Origin of the sequence: Mycobacterium sp. SA01 (assembly GCF_041287105.1) — a bacterium.
Classification (GTDB): Bacteria; Actinomycetota; Actinomycetes; order Mycobacteriales; family Mycobacteriaceae; genus Mycobacterium.
Genome location: NZ_JBGGNO010000021.1, coordinates 232,067 through 255,114, shown reverse-complemented (window position 1 = coordinate 255,114; position 23,048 = coordinate 232,067). Strand labels below are relative to the sequence as shown.

Annotated in this window: 28 protein-coding genes; 16 read left to right on the top strand and 12 right to left on the bottom strand. The window is 67.3% G+C overall.

Annotated features, from left to right (window positions below; translation table 11 throughout):
- Positions 1-102: 102 nt before the first annotated feature.
- On the top strand, positions 103-2,859 hold the full coding sequence (locus AB4879_RS25200) for a sugar-binding domain-containing protein (protein ID WP_370509749.1): 2,757 nt from the start codon (positions 103-105) through the stop codon (positions 2,857-2,859).
- Between the two features lie 86 nt (positions 2,860-2,945).
- The gene (locus AB4879_RS25195; protein WP_102806479.1) at positions 2,946-3,842 is read left to right on the top strand and encodes a DMT family transporter; all 897 of its coding nucleotides are present in this window, start codon (positions 2,946-2,948) and stop codon (positions 3,840-3,842) included.
- Here the strand turns inward: AB4879_RS25195 and AB4879_RS25190 are convergent.
- A complete protein-coding gene (locus tag AB4879_RS25190) occupies positions 3,839-4,264 on the bottom strand; it encodes a TIGR03618 family F420-dependent PPOX class oxidoreductase (protein ID WP_370509748.1) in 426 nt (141 codons plus the stop codon). The two genes, AB4879_RS25195 and AB4879_RS25190, sit on opposite strands and share 4 nt — an antisense overlap.
- A gap of 51 nt (positions 4,265-4,315) precedes the next feature.
- On the opposite strand from AB4879_RS25190, the gene AB4879_RS25185 reads away from it, so the two are divergent.
- The gene (locus tag AB4879_RS25185; RefSeq protein ID WP_102806480.1) at positions 4,316-5,146 is read left to right on the top strand and encodes an HAD family phosphatase; all 831 of its coding nucleotides are present in this window, start codon (positions 4,316-4,318) and stop codon (positions 5,144-5,146) included.
- Here AB4879_RS25185 and AB4879_RS25180 read toward each other — a convergent pair.
- The gene (locus tag AB4879_RS25180) at positions 5,143-5,886 is read right to left on the bottom strand and encodes a glucose 1-dehydrogenase (protein WP_370509747.1); all 744 of its coding nucleotides are present in this window, start codon (positions 5,884-5,886) and stop codon (positions 5,143-5,145) included. The two genes, AB4879_RS25185 and AB4879_RS25180, sit on opposite strands and share 4 nt — an antisense overlap.
- A 107-nt stretch (positions 5,887-5,993) precedes the next feature.
- Between AB4879_RS25180 and AB4879_RS25175 the strand changes: the two genes are divergently transcribed.
- Together AB4879_RS25175 and AB4879_RS25170 are read left to right on the top strand one after the other, a co-directional pair.
- A complete protein-coding gene (locus AB4879_RS25175; RefSeq protein WP_370509746.1) occupies positions 5,994-7,067 on the top strand; it encodes a diacylglycerol kinase in 1,074 nt (357 codons plus the stop codon).
- A gap of 83 nt (positions 7,068-7,150) precedes the next feature.
- Positions 7,151-7,495, top strand: coding sequence for an aminopeptidase (locus tag AB4879_RS25170; protein WP_102806246.1), 345 nt, complete (start codon positions 7,151-7,153; stop codon positions 7,493-7,495).
- A 17-nt stretch (positions 7,496-7,512) separates the two neighbouring features.
- Here the strand turns inward: AB4879_RS25170 and AB4879_RS25165 are convergent, their stop codons facing one another.
- A complete protein-coding gene (locus AB4879_RS25165) occupies positions 7,513-7,809 on the bottom strand; it encodes a hypothetical protein (RefSeq protein WP_199189808.1) in 297 nt (98 codons plus the stop codon).
- A gap of 205 nt (positions 7,810-8,014) precedes the next feature.
- Here AB4879_RS25165 and AB4879_RS25160 point away from each other — a divergent pair, with 205 nt between their 5' ends.
- Positions 8,015-9,148 (top strand): nitronate monooxygenase, encoded by a 1,134-nt coding sequence (locus tag AB4879_RS25160; RefSeq protein WP_102806247.1) that lies wholly within the window; start codon positions 8,015-8,017, stop codon positions 9,146-9,148.
- A 66-nt stretch (positions 9,149-9,214) separates the two neighbouring features.
- Here the strand turns inward: AB4879_RS25160 and AB4879_RS25155 are convergent, their stop codons facing one another.
- On the bottom strand, positions 9,215-9,658 hold the full coding sequence (locus tag AB4879_RS25155; protein ID WP_102806248.1) for a hypothetical protein: 444 nt from the start codon (positions 9,656-9,658) through the stop codon (positions 9,215-9,217).
- 456 nt (positions 9,659-10,114) lie between these two features.
- On the opposite strand from AB4879_RS25155, the gene AB4879_RS25150 reads away from it, so the two are divergent.
- Positions 10,115-10,426 carry an STAS domain-containing protein gene (locus AB4879_RS25150; protein ID WP_370509745.1) on the top strand — a complete coding sequence of 104 codons (312 nt, stop codon included), beginning with the start codon at positions 10,115-10,117 and terminating at the stop codon, positions 10,424-10,426.
- A 10-nt stretch (positions 10,427-10,436) separates the two neighbouring features.
- On the top strand, positions 10,437-11,249 hold the full coding sequence (locus AB4879_RS25145) for an ANTAR domain-containing protein (RefSeq protein ID WP_370509744.1): 813 nt from the start codon (positions 10,437-10,439) through the stop codon (positions 11,247-11,249).
- A gap of 105 nt (positions 11,250-11,354) precedes the next feature.
- On the opposite strand, the gene AB4879_RS25140 is transcribed toward AB4879_RS25145, so the two are convergent.
- Positions 11,355-11,570 carry a hypothetical protein gene (locus AB4879_RS25140; RefSeq protein ID WP_102806250.1) on the bottom strand — a complete coding sequence of 72 codons (216 nt, stop codon included), beginning with the start codon at positions 11,568-11,570 and terminating at the stop codon, positions 11,355-11,357.
- A 58-nt stretch (positions 11,571-11,628) separates the two neighbouring features.
- On the opposite strand from AB4879_RS25140, the gene AB4879_RS25135 reads away from it, so the two are divergent.
- On the top strand, positions 11,629-12,000 hold the full coding sequence (locus tag AB4879_RS25135) for a hypothetical protein (protein WP_102806251.1): 372 nt from the start codon (positions 11,629-11,631) through the stop codon (positions 11,998-12,000).
- Positions 12,001-12,003: 3 nt separating this feature from the next.
- Here AB4879_RS25135 and AB4879_RS25130 read toward each other — a convergent pair whose 3' ends face one another.
- A complete protein-coding gene (locus AB4879_RS25130) occupies positions 12,004-12,714 on the bottom strand; it encodes an SDR family NAD(P)-dependent oxidoreductase (protein WP_102806252.1) in 711 nt (236 codons plus the stop codon).
- A 54-nt stretch (positions 12,715-12,768) separates the two neighbouring features.
- Positions 12,769-13,359 carry a TetR/AcrR family transcriptional regulator gene (locus AB4879_RS25125; RefSeq protein ID WP_370509743.1) on the bottom strand — a complete coding sequence of 197 codons (591 nt, stop codon included), beginning with the start codon at positions 13,357-13,359 and terminating at the stop codon, positions 12,769-12,771.
- A 114-nt stretch (positions 13,360-13,473) separates the two neighbouring features.
- Between AB4879_RS25125 and AB4879_RS25120 the strand changes: the two genes are divergently transcribed.
- Both AB4879_RS25120 and AB4879_RS25115 read left to right on the top strand, forming a co-directional pair.
- Complete coding sequence (locus AB4879_RS25120) at positions 13,474-14,754, top strand: cytochrome P450 (RefSeq protein WP_370509742.1); 1,281 nt, start codon at positions 13,474-13,476, stop codon at positions 14,752-14,754.
- A complete protein-coding gene (locus tag AB4879_RS25115) occupies positions 14,751-14,942 on the top strand; it encodes a ferredoxin (RefSeq protein WP_102806255.1) in 192 nt (63 codons plus the stop codon). The genes AB4879_RS25120 and AB4879_RS25115 overlap by 4 nt, the downstream gene beginning before the upstream one ends.
- Here the strand turns inward: AB4879_RS25115 and AB4879_RS25110 are convergent.
- Positions 14,936-15,223, bottom strand: coding sequence for a hypothetical protein (locus AB4879_RS25110; protein WP_370509741.1), 288 nt, complete (start codon positions 15,221-15,223; stop codon positions 14,936-14,938). The two genes, AB4879_RS25115 and AB4879_RS25110, sit on opposite strands and share 7 nt — an antisense overlap.
- 86 nt (positions 15,224-15,309) lie before the next feature.
- On the opposite strand from AB4879_RS25110, the gene AB4879_RS25105 reads away from it, so the two are divergent.
- The 5 genes from AB4879_RS25105 (at position 15,310) to AB4879_RS25085 (ending at position 19,539) form a co-directional block, all read left to right on the top strand.
- A complete protein-coding gene (locus tag AB4879_RS25105; protein ID WP_370509740.1) occupies positions 15,310-16,080 on the top strand; it encodes a helix-turn-helix domain-containing protein in 771 nt (256 codons plus the stop codon).
- A gap of 107 nt (positions 16,081-16,187) precedes the next feature.
- Positions 16,188-17,435 carry a cytochrome P450 gene (locus AB4879_RS25100; protein ID WP_370509739.1) on the top strand — a complete coding sequence of 416 codons (1,248 nt, stop codon included), beginning with the start codon at positions 16,188-16,190 and terminating at the stop codon, positions 17,433-17,435.
- A gap of 29 nt (positions 17,436-17,464) precedes the next feature.
- Complete coding sequence (locus tag AB4879_RS25095) at positions 17,465-18,010, top strand: YceI family protein (RefSeq protein WP_370509738.1); 546 nt, start codon at positions 17,465-17,467, stop codon at positions 18,008-18,010.
- Between the two features lie 123 nt (positions 18,011-18,133).
- On the top strand, positions 18,134-18,856 hold the full coding sequence (locus AB4879_RS25090) for a FadR/GntR family transcriptional regulator (RefSeq protein ID WP_370509737.1): 723 nt from the start codon (positions 18,134-18,136) through the stop codon (positions 18,854-18,856).
- Positions 18,853-19,539: a sterol desaturase family protein gene (locus AB4879_RS25085; protein ID WP_370509736.1), complete on the top strand. Its 687-nt coding sequence runs from the start codon at positions 18,853-18,855 to the stop codon at positions 19,537-19,539. Before AB4879_RS25090 ends, AB4879_RS25085 begins: the two co-directional genes overlap by 4 nt.
- On the opposite strand, the gene AB4879_RS25080 is transcribed toward AB4879_RS25085, so the two are convergent.
- From AB4879_RS25080 to AB4879_RS25065, 4 genes are all read right to left on the bottom strand, one after another.
- Positions 19,529-20,284, bottom strand: a complete 756-nt coding sequence (locus AB4879_RS25080; RefSeq protein WP_370509735.1) for a L,D-transpeptidase — start codon at positions 20,282-20,284, stop codon at positions 19,529-19,531. The two genes, AB4879_RS25085 and AB4879_RS25080, sit on opposite strands and share 11 nt — an antisense overlap.
- Positions 20,285-20,433: 149 nt before the next feature.
- The gene (locus AB4879_RS25075; RefSeq protein WP_370509734.1) at positions 20,434-21,654 is read right to left on the bottom strand and encodes a hypothetical protein; all 1,221 of its coding nucleotides are present in this window, start codon (positions 21,652-21,654) and stop codon (positions 20,434-20,436) included.
- A 240-nt stretch (positions 21,655-21,894) separates the two neighbouring features.
- Positions 21,895-22,239 (bottom strand): ferredoxin, encoded by a 345-nt coding sequence (fdxA, locus tag AB4879_RS25070; RefSeq protein ID WP_102806264.1) that lies wholly within the window; start codon positions 22,237-22,239, stop codon positions 21,895-21,897.
- Positions 22,240-22,357: 118 nt separating this feature from the next.
- Positions 22,358-22,927, bottom strand: a complete 570-nt coding sequence (locus tag AB4879_RS25065; RefSeq protein WP_370509733.1) for a hypothetical protein — start codon at positions 22,925-22,927, stop codon at positions 22,358-22,360.
- Positions 22,928-23,048 lie beyond the last annotated feature (121 nt).

The following is a 23,048-nucleotide window of genomic DNA, read 5'->3' as shown; positions in this document are numbered from 1 at the left end:
TACGGCGTTTGCTCCACTGCTCTGCCAAGATGAACGCGCGGCTGATGAACGGTTGCGCGGGGGTGTCCTGTCGCGGATCTCGAGTTGAGGAGTTTGGGGACGGTGGCCAAGACCCTCGGCACGCTCTCCGTCCTGCTGCTCCTGTTGATGTGCGCCGGCGACCTGCGCGTGTTCAACGGCCCGCAGCCGCGACCCGCCCAGGACATCGAGCTGTCCGACGGCTGGCGCCTCACCTCGGCGCAGGGCGTGGGCGCTGACGGCGCCGCCATCTCGGCCACCACATACGACGCCGCCGCCTGGCACCCGGTGCGCCGGATGCCGGCCACCGTCCTGCAGACCCTCCAGGAAGACGGCGTCTACCCGAATCTGTACTACGGCAAGAACCTGCTCCAGAACGTGCCGCAAGACCTCTACGAGCAGGACTGGTGGTATCGCACGACCTTCAACGCGCCGGCCGACTACCCCACCTACGTGCTGGACTTCCCCGGCATCAACTACCGCGCCGAGGTGTGGCTCAACGGCCGCCGCGTCGCGGACAACAGGCACGTCGTCGGCATGTACAACGACCACGAACTCGACGTGACGCGGTGGATCAGGCAGGGCCAGCCGAACACCCTCGCCGTCAAGGTCACCCCGGAACGAGCCATTCAGGACGTCAACGGCGTCGAGCTCGCGGACAGCTGGTACGACTGGATCAACTGGCGCTACCTGGGCTATCAGGGCCCGGACAAGAACCCGGCCAACGGCAACTCGTTTGTACCCGACCGGAATGCCGGCATCTGGAAACCGGTGTACCTCAAGACATCCGGGCAGGTGTCGATCGGCGACGCCACGGTCAACACCCAACTCCCGCTACCGGACACCGACAGTGCCAGGCTGACGGTGTACGCCCCGCTGAAGAACTATTCGACCGAGAAGGTCCGCGGCATTCTGCGCGCCACGATCACCCGCGACGGCAAGGCGCCCCTGCACGTCGACGAGCCGGTCACGCTGATGCCCGGCGAGGAGCGTGAGATCACGCTGAGCCCTGAGAAGTTCGCCGCGCTGACCGTCGAGCACCCGGACCTGTGGTGGCCGTACACGATGGGCCGGCCCGACTTGTACGACCTGAAGCTGGAGTTCGTGCAGAACGGTCAGGCGACCGAGGAGGCCACCAAGAAGTTCGGTATCCGCACCATCACCCAGGGCCGCGACTCCGACGACTCGTTCGCCGAGCTGGGTACCGGCGGCAACTTCTACCTTCAGGTGAACGGCAAGAACTTCCTGGTCCGGGGCGCCACCTACACGCCCGACCTGCTCTACAAGTACGACCCGGCGCGCGACGCCGCGATCCTGGGCTACGTCAAAGACCTCGGCCTGAACATGCTGCGGCTGGAGTCCAAGATCTCGTCACAGCGCTTCGTCGAGCAGGCCGACGAACTCGGCATCCCGCTGATGTACGGCTGGATGTGCTGCAACCAGTGGGAGAAGTGGCAGCAGTGGGACGACGAGGATCGTCGCGTCTCGCAGGACAGCATGCGCTCGCAGATCGAGATGCTGCGCTCGCACGCCTCGGTGTTCGTGTGGGCCAACGGCAGCGACGGCCGCCCGCCCGCCGACGTGCTGACCGAGTACCACCAGATCCTGTCCGATCTGCATTGGCAGAACGCCACCGTCGACACGGTGTCGTCGCTGAACCGGGACGCCGACGGCAAGCAGCTGTGGGACGGCATCCAGATGGCCGGGCCCTACACCTGGCGTCCGCCGTCGTACTGGTTCGCCGGCCAGTACGGCGCGGCCCGCGGCTCGTCGGCCGAACAGGGCGACAACGAGCACATCCCACCGTTCGCGAGCCTGCAGAAGTTCATCCCGCCCGACAAGCTCTGGCCGATCAACGACACCTGGTTCTTCCACGCCGGGTCGGATCCGCAGAACTCGCGGCTGGCCAACGTCCAGCGTGTCATCAACCGCCGCTACGGCCCGTCCACCAACGCGCGGATGTTCGCCGACAAGGCTCAGCTGGCCCACTACGAGGCGACCCGCGCGCAGTTCGAATCGTTCGCGGCCAACGGCTGGGACGGGCACAAGATGACGATCTACTGGATGCTCAACAGCCACTGGCCGTCGTTCTTCGGCAACATCTTCGACTACTACCTGCGCCCCGGCGGCGCATACTACGGCGCCAAGAAGGGCCTGCAGCCGCTGTCGGTGGTGTTCGACTCCTACGCCACCGGTAACCACCGCCAGGCCAAGGTGACCGTCGTCAACCAAACCCCGGACACCCACGAGAACCTGCGCGTCCGGGTCCGCATCTACAGCCTCAACGGCGCGCTGCGTGACGATCGGGCCGCCGATGGCATCGCCGTCGACCCGGGCGGCGCGGTGCAGGCGATGACGCTGCCGCCCGGGCCGGCCGACTCCCCGGTGTTCTTCGTCCGCTGCGAGTTGCTCGACGCCGACGGCAACGTCGTCGCCAACAATGTGTACTGGCAGTCCCGGCAGGCCGACGACGTCGGTCCGCCGGCCAACGATGCGGCGTTCAACTCCAACCAGGTGAGCTGGGCCGACATGACCGCGCTGAACACGATGCCGAAGGTGCCGCTGGAGGTCAGTGCCACCGGCGGCGACGACGCCGGCCGTGACGTCACCATCAGCCTGCACAACCCGACCCCGCAGATCGCGTTCTTCGAACGCGCCGAACTGCTCTCCGGTCCGCTCGCCGACGAGATCCTGCCCATCCAGTACGACGACAACTACGTGACGGTGTTCCCGGGCGAGACCGTCCAGATCAAGGGCCGGGTTCCCGGGTCGGGACCCGCCCCGGCGTGGGTCAGGGTCACCGGGTACAACAGCACACCGGTGGTCGTGCAGGTTCGCTGACACTCGCGACGTCGCTGACGTCGGCCTACTCGCGCGTGCCCTAGATTCGGTGATGCGCCGCCGGACAACCAGTGAAGGAATGGATATTGCTGCAGCACGCGCTCGTCGTGGCAGCCGCCCTTGCCGGTGCGGTGTTCGCGGCCATCGGCATCGTGGTCCGTCAGCGGGCCACCATGGACGTCCCGCGCGATCAGGGTGTCAGCACCGTGATGTTGTCGACGCTGTTGCGCCGCCGGCTGTGGTGGGCCGGCACCGCGTCGGCGGTGACGGGGTATGCGTTCCAGGCGATCGCACTGGCCTACGGCTCGCTGCTGCTGGTCGCCCCGCTCATGGTGTCCGCGTTGCTGTTCGCGCTGCCGATGAGTGCGCGGCTGGCGCACCGCCGGGTAACCCGCGGCGAGTGGGGTTGGGCCATGCTGCTCACGCTCGCGTTGGGGGTGTTCGTGTCGTTGGCCCGGACCAAGCCCGGCGACTACGACGGCGCGACGTTGCCTGCCGTGGTGGTGGCCGGGATCAGCCTGCTGTTCGTGGCCGGCTGTCTGCTGGTGGCGCTGCGACTGTCGGACTGGCGGCGGGCGATCCTGCTGGCGGTCGGTGTCGGTGTGCTGTTCGGCGTGGTGGCTGTGCTGACGAAGCTCGTGATGCACGCCGTGCGCGAGGGCGACATGGGGCGGCTGTTCACCTCACCGGTGCTGTACGTGGTGATCGTCGTCGGAGTGGTGGCCACTCTGCTGCAGCAGTCGGCCTTCCACGCCGGGTCGCTTCGCGCCTCGGTCCCGGCGATGCTGGTGCTCGAACCGGTGATCGCCGTGCTGATCGGGGAGGTGGTGTTGGGCGAGCACCTCGCGGTCACCAAGCCGGTCGCGGTCGTGCTGGCTATCGCCGTCGGCGCCATGGCCGCGGCCACGATCGCCCTCGGACGCGATGAGGGCGCCTGGGAAGAGGAGCTCGAAGCAGCGGCCAGGACCCGCCAGGACGGTTAGCTCGCCCAGGGACCGATGCCGCCGACGGTGTCGATCCGGATCCGGGTCAGGTATCCCGGTGGGGCGTCGTCAGGCGGGAACACCACGTTGTCGTCGGTGACCATCACCGCGGCGAGATCCCGCAGGACCTCGGGCGCGCCGCCTTCCACGATGCGCGCGGTGCCGGTGACCGACAGATACGGCCGCATGACGGCACCCGGCTCGGTCGAGACGATGGTGAGCGCCACCCGGCCGTCACGACGTACGTTGCGGACCTTCTTGTGCTCGGACAGGTGAGCTGTCACCAGCTCGTCGCCGTCCTCACCGGTCTGCACCGCCACCCACACCAGCGACACCTGGGGGCTGCCGTCCGGATTCAGGGTGACCAGCGTGGCGTCGGCGCCGGAGCCGATCAGAGCGCGCGCCGCATCGTTGAGCTTCATGTGGCGTGCAACACCGTACGGACCGAGGCATTCCCGGATCGGCATGATGGTGTGGTGACACTGTCAGCGGATCCGCTCGCGCAGATCGCCGGGAGCCCACCGGGTCCGGCCGTCGGCGCGTTCTTCGACCTGGACGGCACCCTGGTGGCCGGTTTCACCGCGACCGCGCACGCCAGCGACCGGGTCCGCCGCGGACAGGCCCGGATCGGCGAGGTGCTCGGCGTGATCGAGGCTTCGCTGCGCTACAAGCTGGGCCGCATGCAGTTCGAGCGGCTGCTGGTGCGCGCAGCGGGGTATCTGCGCGGCGAGTCACTGGCCGAACTCGACGCGATCGGCGAACGGCTCTACACCGAGCAGGTGGCGGCGCGGGTGTACCCGCTGATGCGCGAGATCGTCGCTGCGCATCAGGAACGCGGGCACACCGTCGTGCTCAGCTCGTCGGCGCTGACCATCCATGCGGAGCCGGTGGCACGCGCGCTGGGGATCGACGACGTCATCTGCAACACCTTCGAGCTGGACGACGCCGGCCGCCTGACCGGGAACATCGCCAAGCCGGTCGTCTGGGGACGCCAGAAAGCCGCTGCGGTGCAACGGTTTTGCGAAGCCAACGAGGTCGACCTGGCCGGCAGCTACTTCTACGCCGACGGCGACGAGGACGCCGCATTGATGCGGCTGGTCGGCCATCCCCGTCCGGTCAATCCTCGGCCGGGGCTGGCCGCGAAGGCCGCGGCGAGTGACTGGCCGGTGCTCCGGCTGTCGATCCCCGGTCGCCGCAGCGGGGCGGCCGATGCGATCGGCCACTTCCCCGCGCTGGGGCGGGCCGCCCTCGGCGCGGCGTTCGGCTCCCTGGCGATGCGGACCCGCCGCAACGCCAGAGACTAGGGCATCGCGCGGTGCGGGACGTCGGTGATCAGACCGCCGTCGACGACATATTCCGAACCCGTCGAGAACGACGACTCGTCACTGGCGAGGAAGACGATGAAGGTGGCCACTTCCTCGGGCTGGCCCGGACGGCCCAGCGGGGCGCTGACCATGTCCTCGGGAAGGTGCTTGGTCATCGGGGTGCGGATGAAGCCCGGGTGCACCGAGTTGACCCGGATGTTGTCCGACGCCAGTTCCAGCGCAGCGGATTTCGTCAGGCCGCGCAGGCCCCACTTGGACGCCACATAGCTGTGCACCCACGCGGCGCCACGCATGCCCTCGATGGACGACACGTTGATGATCGAGCCGCCACCGGACTCCTTCATCGACGGCAGGACGGCTTGGATACCCAGCAGCGCGCCGGTCAGGTTGACGTCGAGGACCTTCTTCCATCGCTCCACGTCGAGCGACTTCAGTGGCGCGACCTGGACGATGCCCGCGTTGTTCACCAGCACGTTGACCTTGCCGAAATCGGCAATCGCGAGCTCGACCGCGGCCTTCCACTGATCGGCTTCGGTGACGTCGAGGTGCACGTAGCGGGCGGCGTCGCCGAGTTCGTCGGCGAGTTCCTTGCCCTTGTCGTCGAGGATGTCCCCGATCACGACCTTGGCGCCTTCGGCGACCAGCATCCGCGCGTCAGCGGCGCCCATCCCCTGTGCGCCACCAGTGATGATGGCTACTTTGTCGTCTACGCGTCCCATGAGCCGACAGGCTACCGGTAGCTCTCGCCGCGAGGTAGAACCTGTTCCAGTTTCGCCCCCGAATGCGCATACTGAACGCACCGCAGACCCCAGCATGAGGAGAACTTATGGCCATCCGCGTTGCCCACATCGGCACCGGAAACGTCGGTCGGATCGCCCTGTCCGAACTGATCGAGAACCCGGGCTTCGAGCTCACCGGGCTGTGCGTGTCCGCAGACGAGAAGGTGGGCAAGGACGCGGGCGAACTGGCCGGCCTCGATGTGAAGACCGGAATCCTGGCCACCAAAGATCTCGACGCAGTGCTGGCGTCCGAACCCGAGTGCGCCGTGTACTGCGCCATGGGCGACACCCGGATGCCCGAAGCCATGGAGGACGTCCGCAAGATCCTCGCCGCAGGCATCAACGTCGTCGGATCATCGCCCGGGTTGCTGCAGTACCCCTGGGGCGTGATGCCCGACAAGTACATCCAGAGAGTGGAAGACGCGGCCCGACAAGGCAATTCAAGCCTGTTCATCAGCGGTGTCGACCCGGGCTTCGTCAACGATCTGATCCCGCTCGCGCTGGCCAGCACCTGTCAGCGCATCGAGCAGGTGCGATGCATGGAGATCCACGACTACGCGTCCTACGACGGCGCAGAAGTCATGCACTACATGGGTTTTGCCCGCTCCATGGACGAGATCCCGATGCTACTGCAGCCCGGAGTGCTCAGCATCGCCTGGGGCACGGCGATCCGGCAGCTGGCCGCCGGCCTGGGCATCGAGGTCGACGAGATCACCGAGTCGTACCAACGCGAACCCGCGCCAGAGGATTTCGACATCGCGGTCGGTCATGTCGCCAAGGGCACCCTGGCCGTCCTGCAGTTCGAGATCCGCGGAATGGTCAACGGCCACCCCGCGATCGTCATCGAGCACATCACCCGGTTGCGCCCCGATCTGCGTCCGGATCTGCCACAGCCCGCAGCTGGCGGCGGCTCGTACCGCATCGAAATCACCGGTGAGCCGTCGTACGCGGTGGACATCGTCCCGAGCAGCAGTTACGGCGACCACAACCAGGCCGCGATCGCCGGCGCCGCAGGCCGCATCGTCAACGCGATTCCCGCGGTGATCGCGGCGCCGCCGGGTATCCGCACCACGCTCAACCTGCCATTGATCTCAGAGGTGGAGTTGTTCGCCAAGCCCTGACAGGTGCGCGCCGCGGCGCGTTTGGCCGGGTGGCCACCGGGGTAGACCCCGCACCGATTCGACGGATGCGTAAGGAGACGGACATGTCGGTGCGCCGCGTGGTTCTTCTGGTGGGTGCGGTGCTGCTGATCGCCGGGGTCATCGCGATGCTGGTACCGGTGTCGACCCCGGACGGCAACGGCGGCAGCATCGGCTGCGGCAACGCCATCTCGGAAGATCTGTCGGCGGCACGCGCCGCCAACGACAAGAACGTCATCGCCAATGTCCCGATCCTGAATCAGCTCGTCCCGCACACCGACTTCGTGGCGCAGTGCCAATCGTCGGTGTCCTCGCGGCGGACGTGGTCGATTCCGCTGGCCGTGATCGGCCTGCTGGTCGCGGGCGGCTCGCTGCTGGTCGGCCGTCGAGGAGTCGGCTCGACGAGCTAGCCGCAGCGGCACCAGACCTAGGGCCGATAGCCCGGAACGATCAGCGTGCCCGGGTAATTCACGTAGTACGACAAGCAGATCGGGCTGTGCCGGCAGGCAATGATCGCGCCGGCGTCGGGCGCCGCGCCGATGGTGTGATTGCCCCGGGCCGGCAGACCGCAGTTCACCACATACGGGTTGAGCGGCACGACGCCGTTGGTGCAATCGGGACCTGAGTTCGCGGAGGCCACGCCCACGGGCGCGAGCGCCGCGGTCAGGGCGGTGGCGATTCCGAGCAGCGCCACGCGCCGCAATCGAAGTGATGAGACAACCATGGCTGCACCCTCTCGCCGACTGTGAGCCGACACTGCCAACGGTACTCCGCCGCAAGCCGTCGTCAGGGGCTCTCGCTGGGGTGATTGCGCCGATAGGCATTCGTTCGCGCATCGATGGTGGATACCTGCAACTCGCACGTCCGGCGCGTACTAAACTAGAACACGTTTCAGTCTGTCTACGCCCCACGCTTGAAGGAGCCGGTCCATGCGCACTCCCCTCTGCGACGACCTCGATATCGAATATCCGATCTTCGCGTTCACCCACTGCCGCGACGTGGTCGTGGCCGTCAGCAAGGCCGGCGGCTTCGGTGTGCTCGGCGCCGTCGGGTTCTCCCCCGAACAGCTCGAGATCGAGCTCAAGTGGATCGATGAGAACATCGGCGACCATCACTACGGCGTCGACATCGTGATCCCCAACAAGTACGAAGGCATGGACTCGACGGACCTGTCCCCCGAGGTTCTGAAGAAGACGCTGAACGACCTTGTGCCGCAGGAGCACATCGACTTCGCCAAGAAGGTTCTCGCCGACCACGGTGTTCCCGTCGAGAACAGCGACGACGACGCCATGGGGCTGCTGGGGTGGACCGAGGCGACCGCGACGCCGCAGGTCGAGGTGGCGCTCAAGCATCCGAAGTGCACGCTGATCGCCAACGCGCTCGGCACCCCGCCGGCCGAGATGATCAAGCACATCCACGCCGAGGGCCGCAAGGTCGCCGCGCTGTGCGGGTCGCCGTCGCAGGCGAAGAAGCACGCCGAGGCCGGCGTGGACATCATCATCGCCCAGGGCGGCGAGGCCGGCGGACACTGCGGTGAGATCGGCTCGATCGTGCTGTGGCCGCAGGTCGTCAAGGCGGTGGCACCGGTGCCGGTGCTGGCCGCCGGCGGTATCGGCAGCGGCCAGCAGATCGCCGCGGCGCTGGCGCTGGGCGCCCAGGGCGCGTGGACCGGTTCGCAGTGGGTGATGGTCGAGGAGTCCGAGCACACCGAGGTGCAGCACGCCGCGTATGCCAAGGCCGAGAGCCGCGACACCGTGCGCAGCCGCTCGTTCACCGGCAAGCCCGCCCGCATGCTGCGCAACGACTGGACCGAGGCGTGGGAGAAGGACGGCAACCCCAAGCCACTCGGAATGCCGTTGCAGTACATGGTTTCCGGCATGGCCGTTGCCGCGACGCACAAGTACCCCAATGAGAGCGTCAACGTCGCGTTCAACCCGATCGGACAGGTCGTCGGCCAGTTCACCAAGGTCGAGAAGACCGCCACGGTGATCGAGCGCTGGGTGCAGGAGTACCTGGAGGCCACCACCCGTCTCGACGAGCTGAACGAAGCGGCGTCCGTCTGACCGCATCCACAACGCAATCAGGGCGAGAATCTTCGTGAATTCTCGCCCTGATTGCGTTCTCGCCGGCTAGCTGGCCGGGTAGAAGTCGTTCCCGTTGCCCCAATCGCCGGAATGCATCGAACCGGGCTGCCAGCCCTGAGCTCCCAGGCAGAGCATGGGCAGGCCGTCGGGCGACTGGGCCGCGGCCTGCGAGCCCGGGCACGGCGATCCGACGGCCTGCACGCCGTAGATCTTGGGTGAGAGCACCCAGAAGCCCACACCCTCCGGTGGGCGGTCCATGCCGATCGGCGACTGGCCGGGGATCCAGCGGCAGAGCAACGGCTCGCCACCGGGGCCGCGGCCGAACGCGAACCGGTCCCACTGGTAGCACGGCGCGCTCAGGTAGGCCTCGTAGCTCATGCCCGGCGGATCGCCCGGGAACGGCCCGTGGGGTTCATCGGCGGCGGCATTCGGTGCCACGGCCAGCGCCGCTGCAGCGACGGCTGCTGCGATGACGAATTCGCGGAGCATCTATCCACCCTCTAGGTCTCTTCCCGCAGGGCCCCTTGCCCCCCGGCAACCCTCTCGCGTGAGCCTAACTGCTGTTGCGGGTGTGTCTGCGGTGAACTCGGAAAGGCGCGTGAGTCCCGGTGGCAGCGCACCGGTAGCAGACTTTGCTCTCGCCGACTGCTCGGCACGCACCGAAGCTTGCTAAGCTGCCGGGCGATTACGTCGTCGGGGGTGAAGATGACGACGGGAGAAACCAGTGGGTGAAGCGCGCGGCGCCAGATCGGTTGCTGCCGCCGGTCGAGATGTCCTGTTCGGGCCAAGAATCGTGCTGACGGTCCGATCCTGGGACGCTGGCGACCGGTGGCGGCTTGCGGTTTCCGGCACCAGCTGTTCGAACCATCAGCAACAATCGCCGAGTAACGGCAGTTACGGTTCGTGCGTCGGAACAGGCGTCGAAACGCTCAAGGAGTTGCGCTGATGGCAGAGGCCCAGTTCCGGGTCGCGGTGGGTTCCGATTCGGAGTCGCCACAGGTGGTTGCCACCGGTGAGATCGACCTGGCCAATGTCGGGCAGTTCCAGGACGTGGTGGCCAAGGCCGCCACCGGATCTGCCGCGTTGACCGTCGACCTGTCGGACGTCACCTACTGCGACAGCGCGGCGGTGCGTGCCCTGTTTGCCGTGGCCGCCACGGCCGAGCTCACGATGATCATCGCGGCCGAAGGCCCGATCAAGACGTTGCTCGGCATCTCCGGCCTCGACCGGGTGGCCACCGTCATCACCAAGGAGTGAATCGCACACCATGCCCGTCCCCGAGTTCCACCGGCGCGACCTGTCCCAGCAGGAATTGTTCGACCGGATTCTCGAACGCGTTCATCTCGACCTGCCCCATGCGGTCGGGTTGGCGATCACCGTGCACGATCGGCGCCTCGACGAGGACGAGGTGACGGTCCTGGCGGCCCGCGGCTACGGGGGCGAGATCGTCGAGGCGCAGCTGGCCGGGCTGGGCGGTCCGGTGATTGATGCCTTCGTCCACCAGATGCCGGTGCTGAGCCTGGATTTGTGGTCCGACGAGCGCTGGCCGGAGCTGAGCCTGCAGGCCATGGACGGCCGGGTGCCCGAGCACGGCGCGGCCTGGCGTGAGGTTCGTGGTGCGGTGTCGGTGCCCGGGGTGTGGAAAGCCGACAGCACGGTCGTGTTGTCCTGCGCGCTGGACCGGCCGTCGACGGCCACCACGGTGACCACCCTGATCGGCTACGAGCAGCTGGTCTCCGCGGCCATGGTGGCGGCCGGTGCCGAGGACGAGACGGCCACCGCCGACATGCTCGCGGTATTGCAGTCGCGCGGAGCCATCGAGCAGGCCAAAGGCGCGATCATGGGGCGGTTGATGTGCGACGCCGACACCGCGTGGGCGACTCTGCGCCGGGCCAGCCATGAATCGAATGTGAAGCTGCGCTCACTGGCGGTGGCCTTGGTGGAGCACATCAGCGGTGCACCGGCCGAGCAGCCCGCGGCCGGTTCGCCGATCGTGCCCACCGACCAGGCCCGCCAGGCGGCCGGCTTGTTGTGGGCGGTGCTCACCCACGAGTCGACCCCGGCCGAACCGGCGAGCTGAACGGCGTGACGGGCATCTCCTGCGATTGGTCCGGAGAAACGCCGCTGCACAGCGCGGAAAACGCCCTCCGAGGTGGTTCGCTTAGGCCATGTCAGCTCACGAACCTCACACCACCCCGCCGTCGCGCTGGTTGCCCTGGCTGGGAGTCGGCGGAGCACTGACGGCGGTCGGACTGGCGGTCGCGGTGACCGCGGCGTCCGGCTCGTCTGACACGCTGCCCGTCGCCCAGGCCGCACCGACGACGCTGTCGACCACGGCCAGCACGACGGCGACGACCTCACCATCGGCCGCGACAACCTCGAGCGCTGCGGCGTCGTTCACGGCCGACTCCCGGGGCTATGTCGACACCGGCGCACGGTGCGACGAGAACCAGACTCTGATGGCCTACGGCCGCACGTCGAAATCTCTGGTGGTGATCTGCGTGAACGCCGACGGCGGACTGGAGTACCGCGGCGTTCGCCTGTCGGACAACGCTCCCCTGCACCTACCGATCACGCGTAGCTCCGACGGGACGCTGGTCGCGGTCAATGACGGTGTCACGTATGCCGTTTCGCCCACCCAAATCCTGGTGTCCTCGGGTGACGATGTCATCTACAAGGACTCGTGGATCGAGTTCAAGGAGGCCAGCTTCTCGCCGACCGGCACCTCGGGCACCGCGAGCAGTTCGGCGAGCGCGACGACGACGGTCAGCACCACCACCGTCACGGTGACGACATCGGTGACCCCGACGACGACGAAGCCCGCCGGCTGACGCTCAGGTGTTGCGTCCGCCGTTGACGCCGAGGATCTGTCCGGTGATGTAGCCGGCTTCTTCGGAGATCAGGAACGCGCATGCCGCGGCGATGTCTTCCGGTTTGCCCATCCGGCGCACCGGGGTGGCGTCGATGGTGGCCTGGATGTCACCCATGTTTCCGCGGGCTTCGGCCTTGCGCAGCATCGGGGTGTCGATGAAGCCGGGCGGCACCGCGTTGACCGTGATGCCGGCCGGACCATACTCCAGCGCAAGGCTTTTCGTCAGACCGTTGACGCCGGACTTCGCCGCGACGTAGGCCGACATATAGGGCACACCAGAGTGGGTGCTCGACGAGGAGATGTTGACGATGCGGCCCCAGCCGGCCTCGACCATGTCCGGCAGGACGGCCTGGATGGTGTGGAAGACACCGTGCAGGTTGATGTCGATGATGTTCTGCCACTGCTCGAAGGACAGGTCGAGGAAGCGCCGGAAGCTGTCCTTGCCTGCGGCGTTCACCAGGATCGTGACCGGCCCGAGGGTGGAGTGGATCTCGGCGAGCGCAGCATCGATCTGCGCGCGGTCGGTGACGTCCGCGACGTAGGAGTGTTCGGCCTCGGAGGGATTGAGGTCGATGATCGCCACGGTGTGACCGTCGGCGCGCAACCGGTCCGCCACTGCCGCACCGATTCCCGAACCGCCACCGGTCACCACCGCCGTTTTCGAGGTGGACATAGGTTTCCCCTTTCCGGCGGGCTGACCGCCTGATGAACGAAAGATGCTGGAAAATCAGGATGTTCGGCGCGGCGCACGCAAGCCGAGTGCACGCCGGCCCGCCTCGACGAGCTGGGCGTGCAGCCACTCGTCGTCGGCTGCACGTTTCGGATCGGCCGATCCGGCGATTCCGGCGAAGACGAACTGCGCCCGCAGATACCCGCCCGGGCCGGGGTGGACATCGGCGAGCAGCGCCATCTGGCGCGAGATCATGTGCGTCCAGTCGCGGTTGGCTTTCAGCACGGTGTGCACGCTCGGGTCAGACGCCAGGACCGAGACCAGCATCGGGTTCTGCACCGCCAGTCGGGCGTAGCCGTTGAGCATGCGTTCGGCCCGGGCCTGCACGCCGCGTTGCTTCTCCGCGTCGTCGACCACCGCGGACAGCTTGCCGATGATCGGCTCGAGGATCGCGGTCAACAACTGCTCGCGGGTCCGAAAGTGGTGGTAGATCGCGGCTTTGGTGAAGCCGAGCTCGTCGGCGATCATCTGCAGCGAGGTCCCGGCGAAGCTGTGCCGAATGAACAGCGCGATGGCCGCATCGATCAGCCGCTGCCGGGTATCGGGGGCGGCCGTGGAGTCGGGGGTGGCTGCGGCGACTGCGCTCATCGTCGACTCCCTTCGCAATGCAACTTTACGATCGGCTAGTAAACTACCATACGATCGGCTAGCATCCTCCTTGCCGATCGTATAGGCCATACCGTGACGTGAAGGGATTCCTCAGTGACCGACGTAGACGCCGTCAACTTCTTCACGGATCGCGGTCTGGTCGCTGATCCGTATCCGTATCTGGAGGCGCTCCAAGCACGTTGCCCGGTCTCGAAGGAGCCGCACCACGGCGTGTGGATGGTCACCGGATGGGAAGAAGCCACCGAAGTCGCCGGCGACGCTGACCGTTTCTCGTCCTGCATCGCGGTGACCGGCCCCTTCCCCGGTTTCCCGGTTCCCGTCGAGGGTCGTGACGACGTCCCGGAACTCATCGCCCGGCACCGCGACGAACTGCCCTTCTACGACCAGTTGCCCGCGCTCGATCCGCCCGTGCACACCGATCACCGCGCCCTGCTGATGCGGCTGATCACACCCAAGCGCCTCAAGGAGAACGAAGAGGCGATGGGAGCGATGGTCGACCGCGCGCTCGACGACTACCTGGTCGGCAGCGGCGGTGAGCTGATTGCCGGCTTCGCCCAGCCGTTCACGCTGATGATCATCGCCGACCTGCTGGGCGTCCCCGACGCCGACCGCGACGAGTTCGTCAGGGAAATGGCCAGCGGCGCGCACCACGGCGGCGGCATCGGCAGCGTCAAGGGCGAGAGCCTGGCCAAGTCCCCCTTGGAGTATCTCTACGACAAGTTCAGCGCCTATATCGAAGACCGGCGCGCCAACCCGCGCGGCGACGTGCTGTCCGAGATGGCCGCGGCCACCTTCCCGAACGGCTCGGTGCCCGATCCCGGCGACGTGGCCCGGGTGGCGGCCAACCTCTACTCGGCAGGCCAGGAGACCACTGTCCGGCTGCTCAGCGCCGCCCTGCAGATCCTCGGCGACAACCCGGAATTCCAGGCGCAGCTGCGGGCGGACCGTTCCACGATCAGCAACTTCATCGAAGAAGCGCTGCGCTTCGAGAGCCCGGTCAAGGGCGACTTCCGGCTCTCCAAGGAACCGGTCACCCTCGGTGGGGTGGATGTCCCGTCGGGCTCCACACTGATGGTGGTCCAGGCCGCCGCCAATCGCGACCCGCGCCGCTTCACCGACCCGAACACCTTCGACCCATCTCGGTCAAATGCCCGGCAGCACATCGCATTCGGGCGGGGCATCCACACCTGCCCGGGCGCTCCGCTGGCCCGGGCCGAGGCGCGCGTGGCGCTGACGCGTCTGCTGGATCGCACCACCGACATCCGTATCAGTGAAGAACACCACGGACCCGCCGATGCACGGCGGTATTCCTATGTGCCCACCTACATCCTGCGTGGGCTCACCGAACTGCATCTGGAGTTTGATCTCGTATGAAAGCCCACATCGACGACGGGCGCTGCCGGGGCCATGGCGTGTGCACCACCGTCTGTCCGGAGGTGTTCGCGATGACCGACGACGGGTATGCCGAGGCGATCGTCGACGAGGTGCCCGCCGGGCTCGAGGACAGCGCCCGTGAGGCCGCCGGCGCCTGCCCGGAGAACGCCGTCATCCTCGATCAGTAGTTCACGATCGAGCGCCAATAGTCTTCGGGTATTTCGGTATTCGCGCGCAGCATCAGCGCGAGGCCGGTGGCCATCGCCACGCCGAGCAGTCCGAGCCAGAGCCCGAACAGACCGACCGCGGTCCAGATCGCGACGGTCAGCGCGGGCCAGGGTGACACCAGGGTGAGCAGCGGGGCGAAGAAGAAGCCGGCGCCGACGAACCATGCCGAGCCGGCACGATCGGACCTGAGCACGAAACCAAGCCAGCGCGGAACCGGATGCGGATCACTGTGCCGTGTCATGCGCTTCACGCTCCCGCACCGAGGTAGGCGGCGCAATTACCTGCGAGGTAATGGCGTAGCCCCGACGACTGGGAGATGCTGGCGGAATGGGCAGCACAGCGTTCGGGGACCTGTTGCGCGACTGGCGGCGCCGGCGCCGACTCAGTCAACTCGATCTGGCCCTGGAAGCCGACGTCTCGGCCCGGCACGTCAGCTTTGTCGAGAGTGGACGCTCCACGCCGAGTCGCGCCATGGTGCTCAGGTTGGCGGACGCCCTGGCCGTCCCGGCCCGCGAGCAGAATCACCTGCTGCTGGCCGCCGGGCTGGCCCCGGCGTATGCCGAGCGGGGCTTCGACGATCCCGCGATGGCGGCCGTCCGCGCCGGAGTCGACCGGGTGCTCACCGCCTACGACCCCTACCCCTGTCTGGCGGTGAACCGCAATTGGGATGTGCTGCAAATCAATTCCGGAACCGCAGTGCTGCTGGACGGGGTCGCGCCGCATCTCCTGGAAACCCCGAACGCCCTGCGCATCGCACTGCATCCCGACGGACTGGCGCCGCGCATCCGCAATCTGTCGCAGTGGCGGCATCACCTGCTCAGCCGATTGCGCCGCGAGGCCGGCGCCGGACGCTCCGCCGGCCTGCTGGCAGAGCTCGAGTCCTACCCGGGCGGCGAGGACGCGTCGACCGATCTCGGCGGCGTCGCGGTCCCGCTGGAGGTCGACCGTCTCGACGGGCTGCCGCTGACGTTCCTCTCGATGGTGACGACATTCGGAACGGCGCTCGACCTGACCGCTGCGGAGCTGAGCCTCGAGGCTTTCCTGCCTGCCGACCAGGCCACCGCCGAGGCGCTGCGACCGACATCGGCCCAGCGATAGAACACGTTCTAGTTGCGAGTTTCCTCAACCCGCACCCGAGGCCTCCGTGCGTGGTGTAGGCATGGATCACCGGGCACTAGATCACGTCGTATGGAGGTGCGCTTTTTATGCCCAGTCCGAACCTGCCCCCCGGCTTCGACTTCACCGACCCCGACCTGAACAACGAGCGGTTACCCGTCGAAGAACTCGCTGAGCTGCGCCGCGTCGCACCGATCTGGTGGAACGAACAGCCACGAGGTGTCGGCGGTTTCGAGGACGACGGCTACTGGGTCGTCAGCAAGCACAAGGACGTCAAAGAGATCTCCCGGCGCAGCGACGTGTTCTCCAGCCTGGAGAACACCGCCCTGCCGCGCTATCCGGACAACGCGGCCGTGTCGCACAAGGACACCGGCCAGTTCATCCTGCTGAACATGGACGCGCCGCGGCACACCCATCTGCGCCAGATCGTCTCCCGCGCATTCACCCCGCGGGCCGTCGAGACGTTGCGGGCGAACCTGCACGAACGCGCCCAGGCGATCGCCAAAGCCGCTGCCGCGCAGGGTTCGGGCGACTTCGTCGAACAGGTCTCCTGCGAGCTGCCACTGCAGGCCATCGCCGACCTCATGGGCGTACCGCAGGACGAACGCAAGAAGCTCTTCGACTGGTCCAACCAGATGGTCGGTGAAGCAGACCCCGAGTTCCATCGCAACGACCCGCAGGGCGCCGCCGGCGAGCTGATCATGTACGGGATGCAGATGGCAGCCGACCGGACGGCCAACCCCGGCGATGATCTGGTGACCAAGCTGGTGCAGGCCGACGTCGACGGGCACAAGCTCTCCGACGACGAGTTCGGGTTCTTCGTGATTCTGCTGGCCGTGGCGGGCAACGAGACCACCCGCAACTCGATCACCCACGGCATGACGGCGTTCGCCGATTTCCCCGACCAGTGGGAGCTGTACAAGGCGCAGCGTCCCGTGACGGCGGTCGACGAGATCGTCCGATGGGCGACCCCGGTCACGTCGTTCCAGCGCACAGCTCTGGACGACGTCGAGCTCTCGGGTGTGCAGATCAAGAAGGGTCAGCGGGTGGTGATGTCCTACCGCTCGGCCAATTTCGACGAAGAAGTCTTCGACGATCCGTTCACGTTCAACATCCTTCGCGACCCCAATCCGCATGTCGGCTTCGGCGGTACCGGCGCGCACTACTGCCTCGGGGCCAATCTGGCCAGGATGACGATCGATCTGATGTTCAACGCGATCGCCGACCACATGCCGGATCTGACGCCGTTGTCGAAGCCGGAGCGGCTGCGGTCCGGCTGGCTCAACGGCATCAAGCACTGGCAGGTCGACTACACCGGGGCCGGCGCAAGCAAGTAGCTTGTGACACAGGCCGATACAGTCGAGGCGTGACGGATACCTCCTGGAAACTGACCGCCGCCGAGGGTGAACTGCAGATATTCACCGGAGTCGGGGGGCCTGCCGCCAAGATGGGGCATCGCCTGACCATCACCTTCGCGTCCTGGCAGGCGCAGGTCCAGTGGCGCGGGGACGCCCCGGTCACAGCCCGACTGGTCGTCGATGTCGACTCGTTGCAGGTCGTCAGGGGTGAGGGTGGCGTGACACCGCTGACCGGACCGGAGAAGGGTGTCGTTCGCTCGAACGCGCTGAAGTCGCTGGACGCCAAGAAATTTCCGCAGATCACCTTCGACGCCGAGAACATTGGCACGACTGCGGGCGGCTACCACCTGGACGGCAGCGTCACGATCCACGGCACGACGCACCCGCAATCGGTCGATCTGGCCGTCGAGGAGCACGACGGGATGTGGGTGATGTCCACCGAGCTGCCGGTGGTTCAGACCGAATTCGGGGTCAAGCCGTACTCGCTGTTCATGGGGACGCTGAAGGTGGCCGACGAGGTGGCACTCACGTTCACCGCGCGCCACCCGAAGTAGCGCCGAAATCGACGTTGTGCTGGGCTCCACCCGCACTTCTCCTGCCAATCGTCGGTTTGGGCGGTCCCGGGCGCACTGGTCTGACCACTTGACCTCTGGCCGCTAGGCGGGCATGCTGGCGGCATGGCACTGCAGCCGGTGAGCCGGCGTTCCGTACCCGAGGATGTCTTCGAGCAGATCCTCGCCGACGTCCTCAGCGGCGAGATGCAACCGGGCGAACCGCTTCCCAGCGAGCGCCGGCTGGCCGAGGTGCTCGGAGTATCCCGGCCCGCCGTGCGCGAGGCGCTCAAGCGGGTCGCCGCCGCGGGCCTCGTCGAGGTCCGCCAGGGTGACGCAACCACGGTCCGCGACTTCCGCAGGCACGCCGGTCTCGACCTGCTCCCCCAATTGCTGCTGCGCGGTGGGCAACTCGACGTATCGGTGGCGCGCAGCATCCTCGAGGCCCGCCTGCACAACGGGCCCAAGGTGGCCGAACTGGCTGCGCGGCGCCACCCGGACGGGCTGGCCGAGCTGCTCGAACAATCGATCGTCGCGCTCGAATCCGCCGACGACCCACTCGAGCAACAGCGACACGCGCTGGCGTTCTGGGACCACATCGTCGACGGCGCCGACTCCATCGCATTTCGGTTGATGTTCAACACGTTACGGGCCGCGTACGAGCCGGCACTGCCCGCGCTGGCCACCCTGATGGCCGCCGAGGTCGGGCAGACGCAGGCCTACCGCACCGTCGCCCGCGCCATCGCGGCGGGCCGACCGGACGAGGCGGCCACTGCCGCCCGCGAACTGCTGGAACCGGCCACCGCCGCTCTGGGGACCGCCCTGACCGCACTGGAGGAACCACAGTGAATGCACCGACCAACGCCCGCCGCAGTCTCACCCTGGCCGATGCGGGCCGTGAATTCTGGCGGCATCCCACCCCGTGGTTGTTCCTCGTGGCGCTGACCGGGGCCGTGATCGCCCGCGTCGCGGTCGGCGACTGGCGGCTCGGCGATGCGGTGGTTCCGTTCGCGATCGCCGCGGCATTCCCGTTCCTGGAGTGGACGATTCACGTCTTCGTCCTGCACTGGCGGCCACGCCGCATCGGTCGGTTCACTCTCGACCCGCTGCTTGCGCGCAAGCATCGCGAGCATCACATCGCCCCGCGCGACGTGGACCTGGTGTTCATCCCGCTGCCGTCGGCCATCGGCGCCGTGGTCTCCGCGGTGGCGATCGCGCTGTGGCTGTTCCCCCGCACCGGGATGGGACTGACGTTCCTGGTGGTGATGCTGACCTGCGGGCTGCTCTACGAATGGTGCCACTACCTGGTGCACACCGATTACAAGCCGAAAACCGCTGCCTATCGGGTGATCTGGCGCGACCACCGATTGCACCACTTCAAGAACGAGCACTACTGGTTCGGGGTGACCACACCGGGCACCGCCGACCGGGTGCTGCGCACCTATCCCGATGCGGCCTCGGTACCGACCTCGCCGACAGCCAGGAACCTGCACGCGATCGATGCGGAAAGCCCTGCGGCAGTTAAGCGTTGATGACGACCGGGTCCCCGACGTGGACCTGGTTGAAATACCACGAGGCGTTGTCCGGGCTCAGGTTGATGCAGCCGTGGCTGACATTCGCGTAGCCCTGCGAACCGACCGACCACGGCGCGGAGTGCACGTACACCCCGCCCCAGGTGACGCGGACGGCGTCGCTCACGGTGAGCTTGTAGCCCTCCGGGTCGTTCAGCGGAATGCCGATGGTGCGGGAATCCATCACGACCGTGGACTGCTTCTCCAGCACGTTGAAGCTACCCACCGGGGTCGGGTGCTTGGGCTTGCCCATCGAGGCCGGCATCTGACGTGCCACCTGGCCGTCGATGCTGACGGTGAACGTGTGCGCCGAGATGTCGGCGACGCCGAGCACGATCGCCCCGGTACCGAAAGTCCGCGGAATCCCGCCGGCCATCATCGTGATCTCGGAGTGTGCAGGCCAGTACTGGTCTGGCACGAACTGAACCGTCTTGTCGTCGAGCCAGTCGAACCGGCCCGCCACCGAGGCCGGTGTGGTCACGCTGATCGTCTGCTGAGCCGCCCAGCGGTCCGTGATCGGCTTGGTGAACGTCACGGTGATCGGCATGGCCACTCCGACGATCTGGCCGTTGGTGGGCTGAACGGACGCAACTGTCGCGCCGTCGATGGAGGGCGCGACGGCAGCTGTGCTGGTTTGCACCGACGCCGCCAGTGACAGCACCGCGATCCCTGCGACGGCGATTGCGCGTCGAACTGCTTTGGCCATGGCTCGGAGTCCTCACGTGGGCGAACAGCAAAGTGAAAGTGTAGATGTTCCGCTCGGCGGCGCCGGCCAAACATGTGGTGACATGCCGAAACTGCGCCCGAGGGCGACGGAACGCGTGCAATGGTCACACGTCAGCGAAGGCCGGGCGGCTATCCCCCGTGGACGCGCTCCCAGATGCGCTGCCGCAACGTCTGCTTCGGCTGGTTCACCGGTGGCACGGTGGCCACGACCGGCGGCGCCGCGGCGGGTTCGACCGGTGGGAGTGCCTCCGGGTTGGCGTCCACCCCAACGGGCGGCGCCTCGGGCGGCGGTGCAGGCACATTCATCGTCATCGCGACCACCGGGGCGCTGTCGAAGACAGGCTCGCTGGTGGGTTGCGGCGCCTGAGCTGGGCGTGACCCGTCGTCGGCGCTCGTGAGCGACTCAGGCGCAGACTCGGGCGCCTCAGGCGCGGACTCCGGGGCCTCCGGCGCGGTGACCGGGCGGAGCGCGGGCGTCTCGGCGGTGTTGACCACGTCGCGGTGCACGGGGCGCGCCTCGTGGTCAGGCAGCAGTTCGAGGCCGACGGCCACCGACGCGGACACCACGAACGCCACCACACCGCCGGCCAGCAGAGCCGTCGCACCGCGCAGCGCCACCGATTCGCGGCGGCGGGCCGGCGGCGGCACCGGGATGTCGAACAGGTTGTCGTCGAGCACGCCGATGCCGTTCACGGAGGCCAGGGCCGCACCGCGAGCCAGCGCCAGTTCGGCCTCGGCGGGGGCGAAGACCGGGATGCCGAGCATCTGCTCGAGACTGCGGGCGATCGGCTCCAAACCGTCGCCCGAGCCCAACAGGACCAGGCCGTCGGGCTCCCATTCGCTGGCGCCCAGCAGCTGGGACAACCAGTCGATCAGGTCCTCGTCGGTTTCCAGGGCGTAGCTGACCGCGGTCTGCACGGTGCCCTCGTCCGCATCGACGATCAACGCGACGATGGCCTCGGGCTCCACGACGCAGACCGCGGTGACGTCGGAACCGATGACGTGGCCGATTCCCCGTGCGAACGCCTCGGTGGCCTCGGGCAGGCGGATCGGGATCACGTTCGCGAAGCCGCAGTCGGCCAGCGAGTCGAGCAACAGCGAGGCCTCGACGGAGGCGTCGTCGCTCCACGTCACCCCGATGGACTGCAGGCGTTGATCGCCCACAATGGCCTGTGTGCGCGACAGTGCCTCGGCAACGAACTCCGAGGTGGTCACGGGGCTGAACCCGCCGCGGCGCACCTCGAAGGCATCATGGCCCTTCGTGGCGCCTTCGGCTCCGTCGCCTTCGACCAGGACGAGGCCGACGGTGGTCGGGGTCATCGACAGTCCCAGGACGGTCTCCAACTTCAAGCACTCCTCTCCGGTGCAGACTTCGCCGGCCTCACAGAGCACGCGCAGAGGCACCGATGGCCTGATGGGCGCACTTCGAAGGAAGCGCCGGAAGCGAACCGGGACAGCGTGGTCGTCTTCGATCTCCGTGGAGCCTACCCGCGCCCGGCGTATACCGGCGAATGAGTGCTGTTTGGTCCCGCTACGGCGACGATGCGATAACGGTGGGCTCGACGATGTCGACGAGGAGTGCGGAGCCGGTCAGGACTGGTGTACCGGCAGCGCGGCGACCAGCGGGGTGTCCACCCCGACCGGGCCGAGTTCGCAGGCCCCGCCCGGATTGCCGATCGGGGCGTCGCGGCCCGGCAGGACCTCGGTGAAGAAGGCCGCGTTGTCCGCGAGGAACTTCTTCTCCTCGTCAGGCAGGTCCGATTCGAAGTAGATCGCGTCGACCTCGCACAGGATCCGGCATGCGCCGCATTCCACGCATTCGACGGGATTGATGTACATGGTCCGGTCACCCTCGTAAATGCAGTCGACCGGGCATTCCTGCATGCAGGCCTTGTGCTTGACGTCGACACACGCACTGCTGATCACGTAGGTCATGCACAGATTCTATGTGTGACCCGCCGTACCAGGTACGGGTTGAAGGCCCCGGATTCAGGGACCAAAGTCCCTAGTCCGACTGCGCGGGCGGCGCGGGAATGCCCGAAATCCGCCCAGTTCAGCGGCGTACCGCGGCGGTGACGTCCGCCCATCCGGTGGCATCTCGGCGGTGATCGGTGGTGTTTCGGCATTCCCCGTAGATCTGCATCGTGGCGCGGTTGCTGCGGTCATCGGTGCGGAAGTAGATGACGGTGACCCCGTCCCGGGTGAACGTCCGCCCGCCGGGGTGGCGATTCGGCGGCATCGCCTCGGCCCAGCCTGCGGTCCGCATGGCCGTTGCAATCGCATCGAAGTACTTCGGCGTCTCCAGGACCCCCGGCACATCGAAGTTGAGGTAGATCGCACCCTGGTACGGCGGCTCGTCAGCGTTCGTGCACGACATGAGCAGATAGCTGGCGCTGACGTTCGTGAGCTTGCCGGTGCCGGCGATCTCGCGCGCAGGCTCGAGCACCTGCGCCCTGGCCTGACCGTCGGTCAGCGGCTGGGCCACCGGATCGACCGCCGCGCCACGCAGATCCCGAAAGTGGTGCAGCGCAACGAAACTCAAACCCAGTATCAGACTGACCGACAGCGCCGCGGCGATGAGTAGCACTGCGGGCCGAGAGCGAAGGGCGGTCGCGGCAGGCATGTCATCACGATAGTGACACCGAGCAAAGGACCTATGGCCCTATGAGGTGTGGGCCTTCGGCCCGCGACGGTGGACCGATCGGACCCGTAGCGTCACAGCCGACATCGTGATGCTGGCGCAC

Coding starts and splice junctions, on each gene's coding strand:
- AB4879_RS25165 (WP_199189808.1), bottom strand. CDS start 7,809: ATGGTTGTCTCATCACTTCGATTGCGGCGCGTGGCGCTGCTCGGAATC.
- AB4879_RS25155 (WP_102806248.1), bottom strand. CDS start 9,658: ATGCTCCGCGAATTCGTCATCGCAGCAGCCGTCGCTGCAGCGGCGCTG.
- AB4879_RS25135 (WP_102806251.1), top strand. CDS start 11,629: ATGGCCTACGGCCGCACGTCGAAATCTCTGGTGGTGATCTGCGTGAAC.
- AB4879_RS25130 (WP_102806252.1), bottom strand. CDS start 12,714: ATGTCCACCTCGAAAACGGCGGTGGTGACCGGTGGCGGTTCGGGAATC.
- AB4879_RS25065 (WP_370509733.1), bottom strand. CDS start 22,927: ATGCCTGCCGCGACCGCCCTTCGCTCTCGGCCCGCAGTGCTACTCATC.
- AB4879_RS25190 (WP_370509748.1), bottom strand. CDS start 4,264: ATGAAGCTCAACGATGCGGCGCGCGCTCTGATCGGCTCCGGCGCCGAC.
- AB4879_RS25160 (WP_102806247.1), top strand. CDS start 8,015: ATGCGCACTCCCCTCTGCGACGACCTCGATATCGAATATCCGATCTTC.
- AB4879_RS25105 (WP_370509740.1), top strand. CDS start 15,310: ATGGGCAGCACAGCGTTCGGGGACCTGTTGCGCGACTGGCGGCGCCGG.
- fdxA (WP_102806264.1), bottom strand. CDS start 22,239: ATGACCTACGTGATCAGCAGTGCGTGTGTCGACGTCAAGCACAAGGCC.
- AB4879_RS25090 (WP_370509737.1), top strand. CDS start 18,134: ATGGCACTGCAGCCGGTGAGCCGGCGTTCCGTACCCGAGGATGTCTTC.
- AB4879_RS25115 (WP_102806255.1), top strand. CDS start 14,751: ATGAAAGCCCACATCGACGACGGGCGCTGCCGGGGCCATGGCGTGTGC.
- AB4879_RS25100 (WP_370509739.1), top strand. CDS start 16,188: ATGCCCAGTCCGAACCTGCCCCCCGGCTTCGACTTCACCGACCCCGAC.
- AB4879_RS25125 (WP_370509743.1), bottom strand. CDS start 13,359: ATGAGCGCAGTCGCCGCAGCCACCCCCGACTCCACGGCCGCCCCCGAT.
- AB4879_RS25175 (WP_370509746.1), top strand. CDS start 5,994: ATGGCCATCCGCGTTGCCCACATCGGCACCGGAAACGTCGGTCGGATC.
- AB4879_RS25145 (WP_370509744.1), top strand. CDS start 10,437: ATGCCCGTCCCCGAGTTCCACCGGCGCGACCTGTCCCAGCAGGAATTG.
- AB4879_RS25180 (WP_370509747.1), bottom strand. CDS start 5,886: ATGGGACGCGTAGACGACAAAGTAGCCATCATCACTGGTGGCGCACAG.
- AB4879_RS25110 (WP_370509741.1), bottom strand. CDS start 15,223: ATGACACGGCACAGTGATCCGCATCCGGTTCCGCGCTGGCTTGGTTTC.
- AB4879_RS25080 (WP_370509735.1), bottom strand. CDS start 20,284: ATGGCCAAAGCAGTTCGACGCGCAATCGCCGTCGCAGGGATCGCGGTG.
- AB4879_RS25170 (WP_102806246.1), top strand. CDS start 7,151: ATGTCGGTGCGCCGCGTGGTTCTTCTGGTGGGTGCGGTGCTGCTGATC.
- AB4879_RS25150 (WP_370509745.1), top strand. CDS start 10,115: ATGGCAGAGGCCCAGTTCCGGGTCGCGGTGGGTTCCGATTCGGAGTCG.